Genomic DNA, 20,794 nt, shown 5'->3' with positions numbered 1-20,794 from the left:
GTTTTCTCAATCAATTATCTGTTTAACCCTATGTATATCTATCCTATCTCCTCGACCCTACGATTTTATCTAATCTGTCAACTCAACCCTACACACTTTTTTACAGTCGACCTGTTTCCTCAATAAATAAAAATAAGGATTTCCAAGGTTAAGAGGACTGCCAGACATCAGACAGAAAATCTTACAACCTTGAAAACCCTTTATTTATCAGTGTTTTGAATACCCCTACTTCTCAACCCTTGACATCAATGTCACGCACTCAACGTGATGTACTTAGGTTATTTTAAAGTTTGATGGAACTAGCAAAAAGTCTGTATTTATAGGGGTTTGACCTCTATTCTATCAACTCTAATGTTCTTTTTGATTAGGCTATTATACATTTTACAAACTTAAAGGTTATTAATATTTTAATTCTGCTTGTAAATACTTATGATCACTATTGCCCCAATCTTTTTCAATAACAACTTTATAGTCTAGATCTGAGTTAAAATTAATAAATATGTGATCAATCGGTGTTTGCCCAATATAAGTTGGGGTATCATCAGATACTATATCTTTTGCAACTCTAGCTAGCTCTATAAATCTTTTTTCTGTTAATTTATTTTTACATCCAATATATCCATTAAAATCTCCTGCGATAATAAGTTTTTCCTTTTTGGCTTTCTTATCAGTAGTATACTCAATTAATTCTCGCCACATATGATCATTTTGATCATCTTCTTTAAAGTTAGTAGGCATATGTACACCCAAAACTGTTATGTCATCACCAAGGTTTAGTCCAATTATTCTATTGTTACAGGGTTTAAAGTTTAAATCTCTACTAAATATTCTTTTTTTGAAAATTGCAATAGTACACCTTGTTATATAATTCCTAGATATATTTTCAACTATTTCAAATTCATTGGTAGGAAAATCATTGTGCAGTTTCTTATGATAGTCGCATTCTAACCACATTGCACCATCTTTTATTTTATAAGGAACTTCTTGCAATAATACGATTGCATTTTGTCGACTATCCAAAAAATCTTTAATATCTTTTACAATATTAATGTATGCATTTAAATCACAATCGTTTTCATTATATTCCCGTTCTTGCCCCGACCTCTTCTTATTTCTAAACCAATCAACATTCCAGGTTTTTATATTAATTGTATTCTTTATTCCCACCTCATTTTTCATTTTTAGATTTTCTCCATTCATTTCTATCTTCCCTTCTTCGAACTATACTTACTACTCCTCTTCCGATTTCCACTCTTTCCTTTCACAACATTACTTCTATTCTTCTTCTCAATTTGCACCGCTTCAAACTGCTCTTTTGAAATGATTGCTGGGTGATTATTTTCCGAAATATAATATTCCTGATGTTCTCCAGCATTTAGTAATCTTACAACACCGATATATTTTTCGGTGCTGAGCATGACATCAATCGTTCGTTTACTCCATTTTTCTTTTCCAGTAGGTATTTTAATTCTTCGCTTTTCTAACTCCCACTTTAAACCAGTATCAATTAGGCTATTTAAGATAAAATTTAATCAGTTATACCAAGGTCACTCCGCATACTATTTATTAAACTTCTACGGGATGCACGAATTAAATTATTTATCGGATCACTCTCTTCACCTGCACTTTTACCTGAAATAAACACGTTATGAATAACAACTTCAAATGAAACAAGAGAATTTCTTACTTCCTGTCCCGCATAAAGATCAAATACTACCTTGTCAGTTTTACAAAATTTCTCATACTCTGCTTTAGCCATATTGTATCTTTTTTTATTTTCCGATATTTTGTTTTTAGCATATTCACGATTTGATATTTCAATTTCTAAATGGGATTTCTGTTCATAATTTATATTATTAGTATTTAACTGTTTTTTTAAATTTTCAATTTGATGATCAAGACTTCTTAAAACTGCATCATAGTATTCCATTGAATAACCGGGTGCATGCTCGATATGTTTCAAAATATCGTTTGGCGATGAACTTGGATAAAGATTAATTATAGAGATTAATTGTCTATATACATTATTTAAGTTTTCCTTCTTGGTTTCTAGTCTTTTTTGATGTGTGTTAAATTTATTTCTAAACACTTCTGTACGTACATTTAAAATCGATGTTACTACAGTGACTATTAAAGTTGCGCCTGCACTAATCAGGGCTATTACCATTGGCTCCGACATGACTGTTCCACCTTTCTTTACTTTTATTATCTTGCTACTGTACTTTCTACTCCTCCTCTTATTACCACCTTCAGTTTTCACAACATTACTTCTTTTTTTCTTCTCAATCTGCACCGCTTCAAATTGCTCTTTTGAAATGATTGCTGGATGATTGTTTTCAGACACATAATGCTCTTGATTTTCTCCTGCATTGAGTAATCTTACTAGACCAATATATTTCTCATTGCTCAGCATGACATCAATTGTTCTTTTGCTCCATTTTTCTTTTCCGGTTGGTGTTTTAATTCCTCGTTTTTCTAACTCCCTCTTTATACCAATAATGCTAAGCCCGCGTAAATACAGTTCAAAAATTAATCGGACATTTTTAGCTTCATCTTTCTTAATGATTAGTTCTCCAGCTGTGTCATTTTCATAGCCATAACATTTTCGGTTATATAATTTTGACGTACCTTGTGCTGCATGGCGTCTGTAACCCCATTTAATATTTTCACTTCTAGATTCATTTTCCGCTTGCGCAATGGATTCTATAATTGTAATCATTAAAGCACTATCCGTATCCGCTGTATCTAAGCCTTCTTGTTCAAAAATAACACGTACTCCCAGTTCTCTTAGTTTGTTCAACCCTTCAAGCACTTCAACCGTATCTCTACCAAATTGGCTAATGTTTTTCGTTATCACAATTTCTAAGTCTTTGGATTCACAATCTTTTATCAGACGATGAAATGCTTTACGGTTAGACTTCGCTTTTTCTGAAGCAATATCTATATACGTATCAACAAATAACCAGTTAGGGGTCGATGCTATTAATCTAGTTAGAGCAGATACTTGATTTGTTAAACTATTCAATTATTCAGCGCTATTGGAACTTACTCGACAATAAATGCCTACTCGCTTTTCACGTTTCACAGGTTTTGGTGGAATAAAGTGAACTCTACGTTGATCAGGCATCTCCTTACCTCCTGGCACTTATGTTTTTTAGACTAATGATATTCAATGCAATTTTTAACTATATGATTAGTCTAAATATAACACATTTTATGCCCTACATCTATCCTGTCAACTCCCCTACTGGAAATCTATCCTATCAACTCAACCCCAATTTTCAGTCCTTCTAACCCAAATAACAAAAAGGGTTTCACCTGTTTATTCACTTAAAATAAACTTAGGCGAAACCCTATAAACCTTGCTATATCAATGCTTGAACAGCTAGTGTATTTATTCCCTTGACATCAATGCTACCAACTCCACATGACTTGATTGGTAATCGCAGACAATAATTGATGTAGTAGTGTTTACCTAATAACAAACTACAAATTAATGCAATCAAAAAATAAATCAAAATCAAAGTGAATCTCTAAAGTATACTCCCCTTCTACCTCTTCATTATCCATGTGGGGATTTGGATAACTCATTTGTTGATAGCAATACGTTTCTTTTAATAATCTCTTCTGAATTAAATCAAACTTACCATCTGATAAATAGTCATAATTATCCCTAATTAATGATAATTTAGATTTTATTTCTTTAACAGTGTGATCATGACTAATCAAATCATAATAATCTGGACCATTCACGTATTTGTAAAGTTTTTCTCCATATATAATTTTTTCTCCATATTCTAAATTCCCATACATATACTTAATAAAATAAATATCTCCTAAAATATAATTTATATCGTATATGTAATAATTAATTATATCCACTATAATTAAATCAATTTCATTTGAATAACTTTGATATATTTCACGTAACTTTCTAATGTCATCTTGTTTCTTATTTTCAATAGGTAAGTCATTGGTGAAAATTCTCAAAACTAACATTTTGGAGATAGAATAAATTTCTTCCTCAAATTTTTCATAAGAAGTAGTGTACATTGAAAGAAATTGAGCATCATCCTTTTTAAAGCTTATTTCACACAATTCACAAGAACCATAATAACCTATATCTCTACCGTAGTCTATCAGATTACCTAACTTAACAAAAGTCTCTTTTTTACAAGAAGGGCAATTCATGTATTCAAACTTCTTGTCTTTATTTTCAAAAACTTGTTTAATTTTATCGGGAGAATTTTTCATTAATTGTTCGAAATAATTTTTAGCTCTCGTAAATTCTTGTTTTAAAAAAATTGATTTCTCTAAACTCCAAATATCAGTATTATCAATTAATAACTTAGTGTTAGAATATATATTATTTTGAATAGCAAATTTACCAAAATCATCAACATAAGCATCAAATATGTTAAAAACAGTTGGGAGTATTAATGAAATTAAATGTTCAATTTCATTATCCTCAAATTGATATTCAAAGTGAGTTAGAATATTCCTATAGTCATTTAGTTGTTTTATTTTATTGTATTCAACTTCATTAATATCAAGTTCATACAAAATAATAAGCCTATTTAGTGCATCAATAAATTTAATAGTATTAAATTTCTCTACACCCTTTTTCCCATATAATTTTTGTACCTTTACATTAAAAATAGAATTTAAGTCTTCATAAACTAAAAATTCATCTTTTTTCATAATTAAATATTTAAAAATAGTTTCTAACGAGTGATGTAAATTAATAACTATATCTTTAAGAGAAAATTCATATTCATCTTTAGATATTCCATCTAACTCGCTCAATTTCAATATACTTTTTTTAAATGAATCTAACCCGTTATCTAGTAATTTCAAAATTCTCTACCTTTCATAATATCATATTAGATTTAATAGATTTTGATGGAGAGGGTTAATTTTTATTAACAAATAGAAATCTATTATTAATTACTTAGAATTGACAATAAAAAAACTATTAAAACCTTGTAAATAATCTTTTTTTATTTATATATCTATGATTTTATGGCCCAATTAATTATGATTTTTTCAAGGATAGCATCAGAGTTCAGTTTAGTTTTGATTCCTTGCAGATAAAACTTCTTTTCATCTTGCGGGAAATTCTTACAGGCAATTAGCAAGGCTCTTTGACTCCAATTATCTAATCTTGGATATTCTTCTTTTAATTCTCTTAACCAGTCTGACTTTTTAAAAATATTAGCGCAAAGTATGACCTCTCTCTTTATATTCTCAGAACCATTTCTATACATTTCAATTATTTTGTGGATATGATTAAAATGAACAGTGTTAGTAAATAAACTCAATATAGATATTTGGAAATATTCATTACCTCTAATTATTCCAGTATTTAGTAAATTAATTAGTTCTTCCCCCACATCATACATCTTTTCATTTTGATTATTTGCTACTGAAATAAAATATCTACAAATATCACTAATAGCTGGAATTAGACTACTAAATTTTTTTGAGACATAACGAATAGCGTTAGGAGTACCTAACATGGATAATCTTCGAAAGAACCATCTTATCCTACTAAAGTCTGGTTCCTCTTGTTGAAGGTATTTATTTAGTACATTTTCAATATTTTCTTCTGAGAATAATTTCATTCCTTCCTCCGGTATCATTTTGGATCGAATAGCTCCATAACCACCAGTAGTGTACTCCTTCAAGATACATATCATATCTTCTTCTATTTTATCTATAGGATTATCCTTTATTTTTTCTTCACAAACCTCAATAAAGTCTGATTTTGAATATATTTTAGTCTTTTGGTTTTGTAGTATCAATCTTTGTTGTCTATCTAATATTGTTGCAATTTCATACACTAATTTATGAGCTTCTATTGAATCATTACAGAACATTACAATGTCATCAGAATATCTACAAAATTCGATCCCTCTAGTTATAAGGCTATTATCTACTGGTATTAATGACATTTCAGCTAAAAGATGCACAGAGTGTGGTCCAATTGGAATACCTCTAGATACACGCTGTGTAACTGATTCTAAGAGATTCATAATTGATTTTTTAACAGGATTAGGAAATCCACAATTTATTAATTGATTTTCTATTGTATGATGATAGATTTGGTTGTAAAAGTCTGCTATATCAACATATACCGTGAATTTATAATTCTGTGCTTTTTCTTTACAAGTAGTCCAAAATTGGTTCCATGAATCATAATCACTATAAAAATATCCATCAGGACTTGGGTTAAAACGGTAATTGAATACCTTTTTTTCTTCTGTTGGGACCCTTTTACTTTCAATTTTATTCCCAAACTGATATATTATGGCTGCCAATAAAATACTGTCCAAAGGATCTAGCTGAGTTGCTACCCTATAAGATAAGTCTGATTTTGGAATTATAAACCTTCTACAAGGTTTCCATGTATAATTGCTTATATCAATATTTTCCAGCTTACTCGAAACATGCTCCTTATCATTATAAATTATGTTAATTTCTGCTGGTTTAGGAAATAAGTCTGTATCACTATCTTTGTAAACATGTTCAATTCCCCATAATATTGATTCCTTATCTAACTTCATTTTATCCCCTCCACATCATTCTAATGATTATCTAGCTACATAACAAATTCATTCGAATTCCATATGTTTCAAGTAGATAAGATTGAGTAGAAACTAAAATTCTATCCATGTCACTAGTAATCTTTGTATGATCGACACCGGGTTGAACAATGTTTATTTCTAGCTTTGAACCATATACTCTAAGTTTATTTTCAATTTCCTTTAATTTTTCTAGATCTCCTAATTCAAAACGTGAAACGGAACCCTTTTCCATTCTTTGAATTTCTCTTTTTCGCATTCTTTTCACTATATCTCTTGTATCCTGCTTCCAAATTACAGACTTTTCAGCTTGACCACAAACTTCATATAAATCGCTAACTCTTGATCCGGGTAAATCCCCATGAGAATATTTACAATGATAAAATTCAAATATAATATCGTTCTCACTTTCCTTAATAGCAATTATATCGGCAATCTCACCTGCATCATCATCATCAAAAACAATACTGTAATCACCAGTTTCTATTAATTTTTTTATGACATTATACTGTATGGAATCAGGGAATTTTTCAATTGTTTGAGATTCTCTTTTAATATTTACCCCCAATATTTCCCAATCATAAGTAAAAATTTGATTTGGTGGAAAACTCTTGTCCTTATATCTATCTTTTAATGTTACATATAAATTTCCTTCAAGAGTAGACTGGTCTATAAATTTAATGATTGGCGGATATTCTTGAAAGAAGTCGGCAAGATAAGTCCTTTTCTGACTCCTAGCAATTGTTGTTTTACTTTTTGAAACTGATTTAATTCGAAAAGTATTATCCGATATTGATAATTCAAAGGTCTCTTTAAAATTCTCATTTCCTACATAGAATTGTAGTACATCTTTTTTGGGTTGTATTTCTAACAACTTAATAGCAACTTCGTATATGGGTATTTTAATTTTATCCCGTTCTAAAAATAAGTTATCATCGGTAAAGAAATCTAGCTCTAATGGCCAATCAATTCTATAGGGAATCTCACTTGGAATTTCTTTAATGACTCTTGGAACTAATACACCTTCTAATATTTTTTGAGAATCAATAGTTGAATCTAAAACTTTGTCTATTATTTCATTACACCAATTCATCCAATAATCAATACTTTCAACCCATTTTGCCCATATAGTACCTTTATGTGAGCAGCCTATACTAACCTTTCCATTACCATTGTATCCAACTCCAAAAAGATTAGATTTATAACTATTATTTTTTGTGGCCTCAGACAAACCTTGTGCTATATCTATACCAGCGAACATCTTGTATCTTATTGGACCATTAATAGCAGAGTTTAAACCAACCGTTGCTAGCATAAGATGATTAATACCATATAGACATCTAAATATACTTTCTCCAGTTATTCTGTTACTCTCCCCGAAGATAGCTTCGACAAGCTTATTCGCTAAAGATTTATCTGTAGAGCCTCTGCCAAAATAAAAAATATACCCTTGAGCGAGGCTCTGGAAAATTAATTATCTCGTTTTTTGCCTTTTCTTCCAGATTTTTAAATTTAATAAAAATAAAATGGCTATTTTTCTCCAAAAAAGGGCATACGTATCCTGCCTTCACAAAATGGGTTTTTTTCACTGCCCTTTGTGGAAAGGAGACGCTGCATTTGACTTATTCACATATCCACCTGTGAATAACTTAATTCAGTCGATGGCGTGTCCATCCACAATTGGCCTTTCCTGTCTGATGATACGCCATATTTGCCATGATATGCATAGATATCATGCAACGATCCACATGCGCTTCAACTGCCTGTTTTCCACGCTTGTGAACACGACGGAGACTATATCCGTCTTTTAGAATGCCAAAGATTCGTTCGATGATCGTTCTGGCACTATATAACACTTTAAATTTCCGCCCATGTTGGGGCAACTCGACGTCTACTTGAGACGCTTGATCAAAGTCCAGCCGAAATACTCTTCCTTGTGCTGCCCCATTACAACATTCCACGTGATTCGACAGCGGGCAGGTGAGTCCTTCTTGCCTAGCATTTGGATGAAATACAGGACAAGTGTAAATATATTGCCCCTTTTCCCGATCAGATCCTCTAAGGTCCATTTTATGTTCACTGATACAGATGGGGGTGCCGTACCGATTGATTTTTTCAATTCCCCGGGCGGAAGTTGGTTTATCTTTACGGTTCCGTGGGTTGATGGGTGCCACCAATTTCGCCTGTAATACGTCCTTTGTCACTTTTTGATTTTCCGGCGTTTGGTAGATTCCATCTGCCAAGATAAAGTCCAACTGCTCAGCCATCTCGGGGTGCTCCGCCTTAAACGTCTCCAATGTCGTTTCTAATGTTTTCCCATCAGGTGTATTTCCTTTGAATACTTCCCGCGTCAAAGGCAAGCCGGATTTCACCCCGCATACCATTGATAATTTATGCGCAATATAGGAGACTGCATTGCTTTTACGCATCACCCCTGCGTTATCATCTGTAAGGATTCTGGGGCAATCGCAATCACCTTTGCAAGAACACGTCTTCCTTGTTTTATTCAACGTTGCTTCTGCCTCTATATGTGATGTATCCACGGCGACTGCTTTCTCAAAAGTTTCAACCACGCCTTCCCTTTTATTATATTCAACCACCAATAGCCGGGCTTTTTCCCAAAGATCATTTGTTGTCATGATTTGATCAAAGCGAGCAAAGGAACGGTAGCTCGGAATTTTCTCCGTAAATCCACACATGGCGGCAAATAGCGGGTTTGATTTCACTTGTAAATAGACACTTTCAACCATCACTTCAATATATTGTAAAGAGGCCAGTTTAAAAGCACGAAAAAAGGGCATGAAAGGATGCGGTTTTCTCCCGGCAGGAGAGGAATGAAATAAGGAAGACGTAGACTTATCTTCTTCCTCCGGTATTGAAAATAGTGCTGGTTGTATTTCATTAAAATGATCATGTGCTCTTTCCTTTTTTAGGTGCAAATATAAAAAGGTGTAGTAATCTCGTTCAACCGGTTTAAAAATCTCCCATGGAAAACACATGGCCGGAATGACAAAGGGTATATCGGCATAGTCTTGCCAATTGTGGGGAATCAAATTTTGTTGTATTGATAAATCTCTGGTTTGTGTTAGAATAGAAGTAGTCATGAAATCACTCCTTGGATACTGGATATTGGGTAGTACTTATATCTTACCAAAGGAGTGACTTTCATGGCACTTTTTTTTCAAAAATAATTATGTTTTTCCATTTTACAATATTTACCAGGGGAATGAGTAGCCTAATCTATTAAAACTCGTCTAAAACCGACTGAAATGGAAAAATTCAGATATTGATAATAAGCGAATTTATCCACTGAAATTAAAACTCACCATTTTTTCTTTTATACTTGTCATAATATTCGTGCAAATACCTTTTTCTATAGTGGAATAAATCCACGATCTTTAATTGTCTGACTGCCTACTGCTTCAGGAGATACAGCATTTTGGCAAAGGCTCGTAGCATTAACAAAAGCAACATTTTTGTTTTGATTCCAGTAAATGACATATAGCTCCCAACTAAGATTTGAAATATTATGTTGAGTAGTCCATCCAACATTACTTTCTTTCGGTTCTATAACGACCAAAACTTTCTCTTCATCGTTTATATAGTACCTGCATATGTTTTCATCAAGAACTGTAGTCCATTTTTCCCATGCCCAAGATTTTGATTTTACTTTATATGCGTACATACTCACCTTTGGAATAATTTGTTTTATACCAATTTTATCGATACCGTTCCCTTTAAACCTTTCCTCTAAATCTTGTAGAGCTACTTCACGATTGATAAGCCCTTCTGATTTGATTGATAATAGTTGATTCCAATCTGAATCCTTATTATATAAATCTCTTATAGCTTCTTGCACCTCTTCATTTGCAATATTTGCTACAATTTTTGCATCGCCTAAACCTTTTTTTGTTCTAGCAAATCTCCCAATAAATTGAAGAGTTATAGGAAGGGATTTGTATTTATCATGAATTGCAGCTATTTTTAAATTTGGTATATCAATACCTTCTCCAAACATATTCACACAAACTACAATTCTAGATTTCAAATCGTCCAAAGCTTGAAACCCTTTTCTTTTTTCGCGATTACTAATATCACTAATTAACAAAACTGGATTAAACCTTTTATATTTTTTATTATATATAGAATAGTATAATTCCTCTGCACGTTTTTTTGTACTAGCCCTAACTAATAATATATGTTCATAGCCAGCCTTAATATCCTCTTCCAAAATCTTTACCGCTTCCCGCGCTATCATTTCATCACTTTTCTTATCATTAAATTCTTCTAATGGATAAAACATAATTGGTTGGAAATATCCTTGCTCTTGTGCTTTTAATAAGGGAAAATTATATATGATTTTTCCATCTATCTTTTTTTCATCGTTTCTGAAAGGAGTTGCTGTAAATTGGAGAATTCTATTATTAACAAAATAACTTTTGAATTTACTCCATGTTTTTGCGCCAATATGGTGTGCTTCATCAACAATTAAAGTATCACATGCTTCTGCAAGGTATTTTTTATAATCATCTGGGAATAAATTTGCTAATTGCATAGTTGTAATTACTATATTAGCTGGTTCAACAAATTCCTTAAATTCCTTAAAACTATCAAATTTACTTGCTAAAAGCGCAACGTTTGGAGGCAAAACAAATTTGTCATCAAGAACACCAATTTTGTAAAGAACCCCAAACGTCTTTGCTTTTTCAAAAATTTGTTGTCTAAGTAGATTAGAAGGAACAACAATTAAAGTCTTTAAGCTCTTTTCGGCAACAATTGTAGCTAACATAGTTTCTGTTTTTCCAGTTCCAGTAGGCATTACAATAGTAGCAGCTTCTCTACTTACCGTCCAATGCGAACGAATTGCACAAATTGCTCCAAACTGAGGTGTTCTAAGCCCTAATTGATTATTATCATCTGCAAGAACTTCTTTGAAACTATTAGTCCAAGTAACACCAACATCTTTAGGATTTTTAACTTCTTCCATTTCATTTATATTACAGAAAAGGAGATTATTGCCCTTTTTAATTTGCTTCGTCCTCATTATGCCCCTCCTACTTTAATAATTCGTAATAAATACTATTACTTAATTATTATTATTTTATCAAACCGTTCCCAAATTGTTAGATATTTATTCTCTTTGAACTAGAACCATTTTACTAAATACTTATTATTAGTATAACAATAACAAACTTGTTAAAACTATTAAATGTTAGGCAATTTGTAGTTCTGACATGGAAGAAATGCCTCACTACTACATTTCTTCTTTTTTAATTTGACTTGAAATCATGAAATATCAATACATTTTGTTTTTTATTAACTAGTTACCAAAATAAACAAAGGTGCGTGTTTCTTTTTCAAATATGAGAGTTACTAGTATTAACTGACTTGAATAGAAAATTTTTATGAATCCTTATATTAATGGACGATATTCTAAATAAGGATAAAGAAGAGAAATCCCTATTTAAGAAAGGTATGGGATCAATTACCAAAAAAGGGATTAATACAACATTTATTCTTCAGATTAGGAAAGGAGACTAACGGATTGAAAGAATCAGAAAGAAAACTTTTACAAAATAAAATACCTTTACCCGAACATCTACACTGGAAATTAGCAACAATCGTAGAAGTTATAGAAAGTTGGAGAGTCATTCATAATCTGCTAAGTCGCGGACATCAACCAGATACGATAAAAGCATTATATCCCACAATAGATGATGATTATTTTAAATTAATTACCGATTATTTTAAACAATACGGAGTTATTGATGTCGAAACAGTATTTAATTCCATTTTGGCAGATTACCGTAAAAATGAACTTCGAATTATTTTGGAAAGAATGATTAGCATTAATGATTTTACTTTTGAAGATATAAATTCTATTATTCCTGATAAATTTCAAAAAGATTTGCTTTCTCCTGATAAATGGTTATTGTAAAAAGTCAGAGTCAACTCTTTTAAGGATTTCATAGGGAATAGAAATAAGTAATTTTTTAATTCCCTCTTAAAATCCTTAATTCTGAAGCTATAATGATCTCTGATTAACCGATTTGTTCAAAAGCAAATAGAAGTAACCATAATAAGCGAAAACCGCGGTTACATGATGTTATCATCATGTGCCGCGTTTTTTATTGGAGGGATGATCTATAAGCAAACTAGAAACAGAAAATCAATTTCTTAACAAGATATTAAAAAGCTGTGAAAAGGTTGGAATCTCTAAAACGGTCATTGAACGTTTTATCTTGTTCTATGGAAAGGAGGTTCACAATTACAATGTCAAACCTGCTCGATCTACTGAAAGAGTTAGAGGTTCCCGTTAAGATAAAAGTGTTCATTGAATCACCGAAACAAACAAATTACGAATATCAATTGCAAATGGACTTAGAGTTAGATAAAGACAATGAGTAGTTTAAAAAACTTTCCTCCCGTCAATCCTTTTAATAAAGGCTTTGACGGGAGGAGTATTTATGTCTCGAAAAGATATAGTAAAAGTTTCATTTAATGAAGATTTACAAGAGGAATCTTATTACTTCATGAAAAGGCTAGTTGAAAAAGTTTTAATCGATCAGCTCGATCTCAATCCTAAAATGAAGGGGTTCCTACTTGCAGAAAGTAATAAAATTGTAGAAAAGGAGTAGATTCTCATGCAGCCAGATCAATATTATGAACCCGATAAATACTATGAAGATTTTATTGCGGTTTATAGCAGGGTAAGTACAGCTCAGCAGGACATTCAAAAGCAGATTCTACTTGCTGAATCTTATATTCATAATAATCGGATTGATTTAGATAAAGTGATTTGGTTAAAAGATGATAATGTTTCAGCCAATAAATTAGCCATTAAGGATCGGTCAAATTTACAAAAGTTACGATTGCTAATACAGCAGAAAAAAGTAAAGACTGTCATCGTTTACAGTCGTGATCGTTTAGCGCGAAATTTTTATGAATACGTAGCAATAGTTAAAGAGTTTTATAAATACGGAATCAAGGTGATTTTCACATCAACAAAACAACCACCGTTTTCTCCTAAACTTTCAATTGAATCGTTATATGGGATTTTTGCACAAGTCGAGGGCCAGAATATTTCCGGTAGAAGAAAGGATACTATGAAACAATTTCCTTCTTCTATATTTGGATATAAACGGATTGGAAAAAGAAAGGATGTTAAGTATATCCCGAATCCAGAAGTGGTTAATGAATTAAAATCTTTTTTCTATGAAGTGGCTAAAACCAATGAAGCAGATGATTTGTTCAATATTATAATGAAATACAAAAAGATATTAAAAAACAAAAGGTACGAGGATTTATTAAAATATCTAGAAAATCCTTTTTATTCGGCACACATGAAGACTTCGTACGGTTTTGAAATTCTCCACCATGTAGAACCAATTATCTCCTTAGAAGAACATCAAAAAATTCAAGATGTGCTAAAAAAATTGAAAGATGAAGTATTTCAAGCCATAACCAATGCAAAGGACAGAGGATACATTACTCCACAATGTATATTTTGCAAAAAAGACATGACTTTTAAAACTTCAAAACTGGGAGAAAGCAGTTACTATATCTGTAAAAGAGGACATGAGAAAATCAGAATTACGGTGGAACAATTGAATGAGACCATTCAATCTAAACTTTCAATCATTGTAAAACATATCCCAGTTGACACAATCAAAAGCTTTGTATTTTCCCATTTATCTAGAATCGAAAAGGATTACAGTCTTGAGATCATTAACTTAAATCGAAAGTTAAGCTCAATTCATTCTACTATAGTAGAAAAATATGCGGCAAAAAAGAACATCGATTCACTCATTATAGAGTCAAAGAATATAAAAAGTAAAATCAATCATCTCCATATCGAATTAGCTAAAATTTCTGAAGCACGAAATTCGGTAAATGATCTTGTTAAAACCATTAAGCAGAACTTAGAAACGGAAATTCAAAACTACAATTTATACTATTTATGCCATCTATTCCTTGAAAAAGTAGAAATCGGCCCCGATACATTTATTTATCATGTTCCCTTTGGAGAATTTATGAAGGTTGGTGAGCCATATGCACTTCATGCATAAATACACTTATTTAATAAATGGGGTTTACTTGCTGACAGAAACCCCTAGATATAATCTTCAAGAGGTAAATTTACCTTTTAATATTTTTAAAGATTCTATCCCATTAGCAACATCCTATATTCGCTGGTCTGATGATGGACAAACATTCGGCCATTCTTTGTATATCCAAGAATCAGAAATCGTTGCAAGAGCAAAAAGAGAAGGATTTCAAGTTGTTGCATCTTTTATTGAAGAAGCAAAATCCGCCTATCATATTCCTGCACAAAAAAGGGTTCAAATGCAAAATATGAAGCAATTCATTTTAAACAATGAAAATGTGAAAGCCGTCATTTTCTATGAAGAATCACGAATTACAAGGCTAATTGAAGACTTTGTATTATATGTACTCGGACCAATTAAAGAAGCCCGACCAAATTTTAAAGTATACTCAACGAAGATAGAAGGTGAATGGAACGAAAACAATCCTTATGTTCAAGCAAGATTGTCCTTTGCTCATGAAGAATCGGTAGAGAAGTCTCGGAGAGCATCTGATTACCATACGTCTGTAGTAAATTCATCGAAACCCGAACGTCCCGGATCTAGAAATCCCTATGGTTATTCTCTAACAACAAAGGACAATACGATTGAAACCAATGAAAATAAAACCATTGTCATTCTTATCTTTTATTTATACAGTTACGGTTATAGTGATCGAAAAATCGCAAATTTATTAAATGAAGCGGAAATTCCACCGCCAAGTATTGATGCAAAAGGCTGGAATGATTCAACAATACGATATATTTTAAACAATCGATGGTATATCGGTGACCTAGCTTGGTTTACCCGTACCAGTTTTGATAATAGTAAAAAGAAACCAGAGGAAGACATTTTTCTATTTAAAAATCATCATGAACCTTTAATCGGGGCTAATTTGTGGAATGTCACCCAATTCTTTAGAAATTATAAACAGAACAAAGATCATATGGATAGTCCGTTTATATTGCGTGATTTAATTTATTGCCATGAATGTAAAGAAAAACTGGTAACGAGAAATTCAACTCCAGCTAAGTCCAAGAAAAAATATATGTATTACTGTTGCCCTTCATGTAAAAAGAAAATATCATCTGAAAAAATTCATGAAAGTATATTTGCTGATTTTTCATTAAGATGGGGCAGGGAATTGAAATATTATGAAAAGCAAACAGAAAGAATCTTAAATCGATGGAAAAAAGGGCTTGAACAAAAAATCAATGACTTGAACGAAAACCTTGAAAAACTAAAATATCTTTTATCCACACTAGATAAAAATAATGAGTACTATCTGGAGTTAAAAGAAATCTTTGAAATGCAAATACACTCTACTTCAAAAGAATTACAGGAATATCATAATACAAGAGAACAGATTGATATATTGTCAAAAGATGAAATGCAATCCGAATTAATCGGTCGTTTTAAACAAGATATTCATCGTTATTCGAATGAGGAAAAACGTGCTATATTCCTTTTAGCAATAGAAAAGATAGGAGTTAACTTTTCTAAAGATAACCACATTAGAATCGATTACCGACTCACACCATATGTGGAAATCGAAGACTTAATGAAGCAGATAGGCATCGAGAGTGCGTAAACTGTTGTTCAAATAATTTGGACAACAGTTTTTTCTTAAAATGACTTAAAACTGTTTTTGGCAATTAAAAATGTAGTTTATGAAAAAATATTTTTCATATAGAAAGCAAGCCAATATATACACAATCTTTGCATAACTTTCATATATTAGGTTAATTAAAATTTTTGCTTATTTCATTAAAGGTCCCCTTTAGTTGAAGAGTTAAAGCCACAGCTATTTAAACAACCTCTGAACTATTTTTGTTTTCCAAATACCAAAACCTATCAAAGCACCTACCATATTAAGTATAAAATCATCAATATCAAAACTTCCTCTTCTTGTAACTAATTGTGTTACTTCAATAACAAATAACAATATAATCATCGAGAACGTAAATCTACCTACCTTGTTTATCTTTTTAATATAGTAAGGTAGGTAAATTTCCATTGGTAAAAACATAATTAAGTTACCAATGAGATTTTTTATAGGTATACCTAAATTCAAACTTCCGTCAAACATTGCCATAATATATGTACTAATGGTTTTAAATGGAACGAAATTTGAAGAAGTCCTTATATATTCTATCAACGATAAGTCTGTCCATATATGGCCTCTAACTCCCACAAACATAACTCCTATAAACAACAGCATTACCAGTGCTAATAAATAAAATATGAAACTAATACAAAAAATTATCTTTACTACTTTTTTCATTTACAGCTCTACCTGTCTTTCTTCGTATTTTTTTAATGTTAGTCCTTATACAATACAACTGTCATTAATAATACATAATGGTTTATAAACATACTACCAAAATATACCTATATTAATTGCTAGAAGCATTAAAACTTTACATAAAAATTCTAGTCATTCATATTCTTTTAATCTTTTCAACAAGTTCTTTTCGTTCAGTTAAGGAAAGTGTTTTAATTGCGATTATCAGGGCATCAATGGTTAACCATTTACTTTCCTTTTTCAAGAATAACCGAATGCTTTCTTTTAAAAAATCTGTTACTTCTGTTTCATTCATCCCAGCCTCAATAAATAGCAGCACAATTTCATCTATTACTTCAGGAGTAATTTGCTTTTCTCGCTCTTGCAACTTTTCTTCGATTCCCGACCAATAATTTCTTAAAAATTGTTCCCACTGGTCATCCTCCAAGTAAAATAAGTCTATATAATAATTCTGGTAAGTAATCTCTCCATCCTTTTCATAGAAATTTCTTTTACCAAAATTATTATTTTGCTGGGAATATAGGGCTTGTAGATTTTGAACCAACTGATTAAATCGTAAATCCGGTTGTTGCTCCCATATTTTGAACAACAGAGTTAAAATCCTTGGAATCCGTTTTGGATCTCTCATCTCCCATACCTCCATTAAAATTTCTACTGCTCACTTTATCGAAAAAAATATCATATTACTGCTTACTTTACCGAGTATTTGGCAAAATACCTTATTGTGTAAAATCTAAGAACTGCTAAAACCCTTTGATATCAAGGGATTCTTAACATTAAAATTCGGTAAAGTAAGCATCGAAGGATACCTCGATACTTACTTTATCGAATTAATTATAATAATACTACTCACATTACCGAAAGATAGCTTCGATCTATAAACCTTTTTTCTGTACCAACCAGAAAAATCGAGTAGGAGGGAGCGATTAACTCCCGTCCTCTCACACCACCGTACGTACGGTTCCGTATACGGCGGTTCAATTAAGATAATTGACGCAAGTCTTTATAACTTCCGTGAATAGCTGTTCTCTTTATGCCAGTGGTCACTCCACCCTCCAAGAGATCTCCCACGGGATTCACCGCTTCCTCCCTCAAGTGAGGTACTACGTTTTCTGTGTTCATCATGACTCACTGAATGCCAAGGGCTATTCTCTCTTAAATGTTCGGTCCTTCTTAGTTGTTCTAGACCAACTAATACTATGACCTCTGCTGACTTCTGACTGTTCAGCTATCTATCACTAGATAGGTTACCAAGGTTACTTGGCGTGCCAGCCAGACCTCCCCGGGTAAGAGTGTAATCTTTCCTTCCATCCATCTGCTTCATTTACTCTGTATCACCTTCGGCAGAAAGGGCTTTGTTTTGTCTTGCAAACTCACCCAGTGATACCTAGCCTCATATGAAGTTCGTGTTCCTCAGACCGGAAGTTTGCCGCTCGCTTCCTTCAGATTCCGCGTCACCACGGACACCCTTGCGTTAAGCTAACTGCTACTTCTGCCTTCGCAGCTCGGGACTTTCACCCTATAGATTACACCCATGCCGGGCGCACAAGAAAAATCCAACACCACAGGTGCTGGATTTTTCTTTTTAATGTCCTTGTTGCAATTCATCGACAATATTATTATATCCGCTAATACAAAAATTTAATCTTCACATCGTTATTTAAGCCTTAGCAATTTCTTCTACATTTCCATTTATCTCATCAATGGTGCCAATGATTTTTCTTTCATCGTCCATGTTATCTTTGAACAATTCGATAATGCATCCAACTGATCTACAATAACTTGTGATTTGTGACATCCTCCCATAGTAAAAAATCATTATTTAACTCATATAGAACAAAGGCATCACCCTAGCAACTCACGTATCTTTTCTGCAAGTATTGCTTTTCTTGCCTCATAAAACTTTTCGAAGTCTTCAATTTCAAGTGAAACATCTTGCGGTATCATAGCCTGTTTAGAAAATTTTTCTTTTTGCTCATCATTCATATCATTGTAATAATCAATGAGTCGCATATCATTTTTGCTACCGTTACTTCTACCTTCAAGTAGATGCAGGTTAGGAAGACGATTGCGCATACCACGCCATCTTTTCCATTCTTCTATAGTAACAGATACCGGTTTGCTTCCGTTGAATCTGTTTTCTGGGTGAAGATGATCTTGTTCATACTTAAAGTTTTTATTTGTCCATTCAAGATTCAGGTAGTAAAGTACCTCTCCTGCTACTCTGCTTCCTTTTTCTGAGTTGAGTACATCTTCAATTTTACCATCTGTAACTCTCAGGTCGTTCATCTGGTTGAGCATTTCTATTGTAATTTCATAGCCAAAGCTATTAATATTACTCTTCATCTGTTGCAACTTACTTGTAGTACCTGATTGGAAATAAGTAAAGAATATCGCCCTAAGTAAATAAGCGCGAACAGCCTTGATGTTTTTATTGTATTCAGGATTATAGTAAACATAATAGATAATCGGCAACAGTACGTTCCAGCTACTTGAAAAACGGCTTACATCAATTTTCATTTCTTTAAGCAGACTTTCTAAATTTGATAGTGCTTTTTTGAATAAGTTCCAATCGTTTTTCAAATCCTCTGCAATCTTTTTGTTAATATTAGATTTTACAACATCGCCATACAGCATCAAAGCCGATCGGATAATAAAGTCCGTACCAAATCCTGCATACGAATCAACGAGAATTTTCCCAAATTCAGTTTTTGCGCTTGGCCAGTATGCCTCAAGAATTGACATTGTTATTTCGGATTTACGCAGGGCCTTACCACCACTATTAAACCTTACAAACATCTCTAGAGCATCATCTTGTTTCATGTCGTTTATTTCTGTATATCTAACCAGCTTTTCGACAAAAATCTTATTATACAGCTTTAGCAGTATGTTCCGTGCGTAATCTTTGCTATCCGCTGGAACATTACCGATGGCTTCTTCAATTGCTTTTTCCCTTGTCGTTTCATTTTGGAATTTCTCATCAAGAATGTTTTTTAACTCAAATTGGGTCGGACTCAATCTACCAATCTTTTCACTAAACTTAATATCGAATTTCTTACTGTTATACTCATCCTCATCAACAGATATCTTATTCTTGTTCAGTTCTATTAGAAGTTTCGTTACAATTTTATCTCCGGTTCTCCTTCTGGCATAATTCGGACGTATGTATGCTTCCCCAAACAATGATATAAACAGTGATGTTAGCCTTTGTTGTCCATCCAATATTGCCGTATCAGTTTTCTTAACGTCTATACTTGTCAACTCATAATTAACACTGTCAGCCTGTTTTCTGCTATCAAATGTAACCTCTGATAAAAAACTACAAAAATAAGTATCCCACGTCACATTGGAATCATCAACGTGCCAAAATAAAAATGTAGCAATAGGATAATCCAACAAAATGGAATCCCATAGTTTTTCAATTTGCTCCATGCCCCATACATATTGTCTTTGAAACGCAGGCATAACATATTTTCCTTCTTTGATGTTCTGTAAAGCCTCATATATTGTTATGCTGTTATCTATTAATCTACTCATTTTCACACCTCTCGATTCTTAATCTTTCTTTGACATTTTTCTCCTTATAAATTCACATTTATAAAACTTCGTAAATGGACAGTAATCTTGTACTTTTAATTATGTATTTGGTTCATCGCACTTATCAATGGGTTTATAGGTTTTGGGGCTTTATATGGAGTAGCGGGTATGGTAGCCTTGTTTGGCGGTGCCGATGTTGTGACATCTGGCTTCTCGGCAGGAGAACCATACCCGCCGAGGCTCCATGTCAAGCCCCCTTCTAATAGAGCTTTTTGCGATGTACT

At 32.5% G+C, this 20,794-nt stretch carries 16 protein-coding genes; 5 read left to right on the top strand and 11 right to left on the bottom strand.

What is annotated here, in order from left to right; genetic code table 11:
* Window positions 1-399: 399 nt before the first annotated feature.
* From BT1A1_RS04155 to BT1A1_RS04120, 8 genes are all read right to left on the bottom strand, one after another.
* Window positions 400-1,200, bottom strand: a complete 801-nt coding sequence (locus BT1A1_RS04155) for an exonuclease/endonuclease/phosphatase family protein (RefSeq protein WP_034768446.1) — start codon at window positions 1,198-1,200, stop codon at window positions 400-402.
* A 2-nt stretch (window positions 1,201-1,202) separates the two neighbouring features.
* Entirely contained in the window at window positions 1,203-1,508 is a 306-nt protein-coding gene (locus BT1A1_RS04150) for a recombinase family protein (protein WP_269147482.1), read from the bottom strand.
* A 20-nt stretch (window positions 1,509-1,528) separates the two neighbouring features.
* Window positions 1,529-3,025, bottom strand: coding sequence for a recombinase family protein (locus BT1A1_RS18160; protein ID WP_197057072.1), 1,497 nt, complete (start codon window positions 3,023-3,025; stop codon window positions 1,529-1,531).
* A 461-nt stretch (window positions 3,026-3,486) separates the two neighbouring features.
* Window positions 3,487-4,857: a hypothetical protein gene (locus BT1A1_RS04140; protein WP_034768441.1), complete on the bottom strand. Its 1,371-nt coding sequence runs from the start codon at window positions 4,855-4,857 to the stop codon at window positions 3,487-3,489.
* A 155-nt stretch (window positions 4,858-5,012) separates the two neighbouring features.
* Window positions 5,013-6,566, bottom strand: coding sequence for an RNA-directed DNA polymerase (locus tag BT1A1_RS04135; protein WP_034768440.1), 1,554 nt, complete (start codon window positions 6,564-6,566; stop codon window positions 5,013-5,015).
* Window positions 6,567-6,597: 31 nt separating this feature from the next.
* Window positions 6,598-7,899: a hypothetical protein gene (locus BT1A1_RS04130; protein WP_197057071.1), complete on the bottom strand. Its 1,302-nt coding sequence runs from the start codon at window positions 7,897-7,899 to the stop codon at window positions 6,598-6,600.
* A gap of 334 nt (window positions 7,900-8,233) precedes the next feature.
* A complete protein-coding gene (locus BT1A1_RS04125) occupies window positions 8,234-9,688 on the bottom strand; it encodes a transposase (RefSeq protein WP_034768438.1) in 1,455 nt (484 codons plus the stop codon).
* A gap of 269 nt (window positions 9,689-9,957) precedes the next feature.
* Window positions 9,958-11,628, bottom strand: a complete 1,671-nt coding sequence (locus BT1A1_RS04120) for a DEAD/DEAH box helicase (RefSeq protein ID WP_231553283.1) — start codon at window positions 11,626-11,628, stop codon at window positions 9,958-9,960.
* 501 nt (window positions 11,629-12,129) lie between these two features.
* Between BT1A1_RS04120 and BT1A1_RS04115 the strand changes: the two genes are divergently transcribed.
* From BT1A1_RS04115 to BT1A1_RS04105, 5 genes are all read left to right on the top strand, one after another.
* A complete protein-coding gene (locus BT1A1_RS04115; protein WP_034768436.1) occupies window positions 12,130-12,522 on the top strand; it encodes a hypothetical protein in 393 nt (130 codons plus the stop codon).
* Between the two features lie 335 nt (window positions 12,523-12,857).
* Complete coding sequence (locus tag BT1A1_RS19450; protein WP_269147481.1) at window positions 12,858-12,992, top strand: hypothetical protein; 135 nt, start codon at window positions 12,858-12,860, stop codon at window positions 12,990-12,992.
* A 59-nt stretch (window positions 12,993-13,051) separates the two neighbouring features.
* A complete protein-coding gene (locus BT1A1_RS18530; protein ID WP_156103175.1) occupies window positions 13,052-13,222 on the top strand; it encodes a hypothetical protein in 171 nt (56 codons plus the stop codon).
* A gap of 6 nt (window positions 13,223-13,228) precedes the next feature.
* Entirely contained in the window at window positions 13,229-14,653 is a 1,425-nt protein-coding gene (locus BT1A1_RS04110; protein WP_034768434.1) for a recombinase family protein, read from the top strand.
* Between the two features lie 28 nt (window positions 14,654-14,681).
* A complete protein-coding gene (locus BT1A1_RS04105) occupies window positions 14,682-16,259 on the top strand; it encodes a recombinase family protein (protein ID WP_197057070.1) in 1,578 nt (525 codons plus the stop codon).
* A 213-nt stretch (window positions 16,260-16,472) separates the two neighbouring features.
* Here BT1A1_RS04105 and BT1A1_RS04100 read toward each other — a convergent pair whose 3' ends face one another.
* The 3 genes from BT1A1_RS04100 to BT1A1_RS04090 all read right to left on the bottom strand — a co-directional run bounded on the left by BT1A1_RS04100 (window position 16,473) and on the right by BT1A1_RS04090 (window position 20,510).
* Window positions 16,473-16,952 carry a VanZ family protein gene (locus tag BT1A1_RS04100; protein ID WP_034768430.1) on the bottom strand — a complete coding sequence of 160 codons (480 nt, stop codon included), beginning with the start codon at window positions 16,950-16,952 and terminating at the stop codon, window positions 16,473-16,475.
* Between the two features lie 157 nt (window positions 16,953-17,109).
* Entirely contained in the window at window positions 17,110-17,601 is a 492-nt protein-coding gene (locus tag BT1A1_RS19040; protein ID WP_034768428.1) for a hypothetical protein, read from the bottom strand.
* A gap of 1,217 nt (window positions 17,602-18,818) precedes the next feature.
* Entirely contained in the window at window positions 18,819-20,510 is a 1,692-nt protein-coding gene (locus tag BT1A1_RS04090) for a DUF262 domain-containing protein (RefSeq protein WP_034768426.1), read from the bottom strand.
* Window positions 20,511-20,794: the final 284 nt, after the last annotated feature.

Source organism: Caldibacillus thermoamylovorans, from assembly GCF_000751775.1.
In the GTDB taxonomy this organism is placed as follows: Bacteria; Bacillota; Bacilli; order Bacillales; family Caldibacillaceae; genus Caldifermentibacillus; species Caldifermentibacillus hisashii.
Note: the sequence above shows the minus strand (reverse complement) of the source record. Positions and strands in the feature narration are given on the sequence as shown.